Annotated in this window: 3 protein-coding genes and 1 pseudogene; 1 reads left to right on the top strand and 3 read right to left on the bottom strand. The window is 48.0% G+C overall.

Translation table 11 applies throughout. The annotated features are described in order from the left end of the window. Window positions 1-66 precede the first annotated feature (66 nt). Window positions 67-273: a co-regulatory protein PtrA N-terminal domain-containing protein gene (locus A7D21_RS33935; RefSeq protein WP_019821302.1), complete on the bottom strand. Its 207-nt coding sequence runs from the start codon at window positions 271-273 to the stop codon at window positions 67-69. A gap of 386 nt (window positions 274-659) precedes the next feature. Between A7D21_RS33935 and flgB the strand changes: the two genes are divergently transcribed. Further along, on the top strand, window positions 660-1,073 hold the full coding sequence (flgB, locus tag A7D21_RS35065; RefSeq protein ID WP_008437437.1) for a flagellar basal body rod protein FlgB: 414 nt from the start codon (window positions 660-662) through the stop codon (window positions 1,071-1,073). A gap of 30 nt (window positions 1,074-1,103) precedes the next feature. Here the strand turns inward: flgB and A7D21_RS33940 are convergent, their stop codons facing one another. Beyond that, on the bottom strand, window positions 1,104-1,304 hold the full coding sequence (locus A7D21_RS33940; protein ID WP_008437435.1) for a heavy-metal-associated domain-containing protein: 201 nt from the start codon (window positions 1,302-1,304) through the stop codon (window positions 1,104-1,106). Between the two features lie 111 nt (window positions 1,305-1,415). After that, window positions 1,416-1,722 (bottom strand): annotated as a pseudogene (locus tag A7D21_RS33945) (copper-transporting ATPase); the annotation flags it as partial.

The raw sequence follows: 1,722 nt of genomic DNA on the forward strand, positions 1-1,722 counted from the left end.
CTCAGAAATTGCCACATTTAAACCACCGCAGTGATTACATTTCTGTCAGCTTGGAGGGCTAGCTATTTAGCAATTCTTGTGATCCATCGCCTTGGCTTTGCTTTCAGCGACGGGATGTTGGGCATTTTGCGTTTGAGCTACTCGGTACGATTCCATCGAATTATTCCTGGCCACTTCCATGCGTGCGAAAGTCCGGTCACCACCCCCTTCAGCCATAGCCAAAGAAGAGACGGTCAGAGCCGCGATGACGAACAAGGTTTTGATAGGGTTCATTTGGGGGGCCTCGGATGATTATTGGTGACCCCTGAATCCACATCAGTCGTTGACTCTAGGGGGTGAGCTTGAGGCTCAATAGGACTATAAGACTCATCCCCTGTCAGGAAGCTTAGGCCAATATTACAGTTGTGTCAGGTTGCGATATTTCTCTTGAGATGCAGAGTGATTAGTCCGTAAGGTCTAAGCTATCCAACGACACATAACCTCCATCCACCATCTAAAATTTACCTGTGCGGCGTTGTAAGTTTCCGGTCACTGCACGATGGCGTGGCGTTTTTTGAGTTTTTCGCTGAAATCATACATCGGCTCGGACGCACTACGTTAAGCACTTGAGTGTTCGATAGGTGGGAATTAAATGGCAGCGTAACTAAAGGTGGCCACCGGTGAGTATTAATTTTGACAAAGCGCTTGGCTCCGCAGAAAGAGCATTACGTTTTCGCAGCCAACGAGCTGAGGTACTTAGCAATAATATCGCTAATGCCGACACTCCTAACTTTAAGGCCAGGGACTTGGACTTTTCTGCTGTACTGGCTAGCCAAACAAAAGGAGGTTTGGCTACTCCGTTCTCTTTAAAAACAACAAACCCAAAACATATTGCCGTAAACGAATTAGTAAGTGATATTCACGGCGGTGCTTTGCTTTACAGTACGCCGAACCAACCTTCCATTGATCAAAATACTGTGGATCAACAGGTCGAGGTCGCAAAGTATACGGAAAATGAAATTCATTTCGAAACCGCCTTTACTAGATTAAATGGAGCATTTAAGGGGCTACTTAAAGCTCTGCGAGGTGAATAATAAACTTTACCCAGCGAGGGAATCAGCGCCTCAGGCGCTGATTTGGGAAGGGAAACCGAGTGCTTCGACAGTTTTACGGACTTGCTCTGGGTTTTCACTGCTTTCAACGCTTACCTTACCTGCTGCGCGATCCACGGAAATCATAGCCTCGCTGTCCAGTGACTGAATTGCTTTGGTGATTTTGCTGACGCAGCTACCGCAACCAATGCCTGATACGTTTAAGACGAACATGGTTATTCCTCTTGTGCTGAGCAGTCTATTTTCACCGCAACAACAAGATCAACGTTGACACCACGGTAAGGTCAAGAGTTATGTATAGCGGGCTGTGAGCATCGGTTACGCTCATTCAATTCGGGTATTCCTCAGCCTCAAAGCATTGAAAACTACAGACGCAGAACTGACGCTCATGGCTAACGCAGCAATCATTGGAGACAGAAGGTGCCCCGTCAGTGGATAGAGCAGGCCTGCGGCGAGGGGAATACCCATTGAGTTGTAAAGGAAGGCGAACCCCAAGTTTTGCCGCATGTTTTTTACCGTTGCAACCGAAAGTGCCCGTGCCCGTAAAATCCCCATCAGGTCGCCTTTTACCAGCGTGAGCTGCGCGCTATTCATCGCGACGTCAGTCCCTGTACCCATGGCAATGCCCACA

It is taken from the genome of Pseudomonas sp. AP19, assembly GCF_001728855.1.
Taxonomy (GTDB): Bacteria; Pseudomonadota; Gammaproteobacteria; order Pseudomonadales; family Pseudomonadaceae; genus Aquipseudomonas; species Aquipseudomonas fluorescens.

Bases quoted from the DNA above. Each gene is read 5' to 3' on its own strand.
- A7D21_RS33935 (WP_019821302.1), bottom strand. From the start codon at position 273: ATGAACCCTATCAAAACCTTGTTCGTCATCGCGGCTCTGACCGTCTCT.
- A7D21_RS33940 (WP_008437435.1), bottom strand. From the start codon at position 1,304: ATGTTCGTCTTAAACGTATCAGGCATTGGTTGCGGTAGCTGCGTCAGC.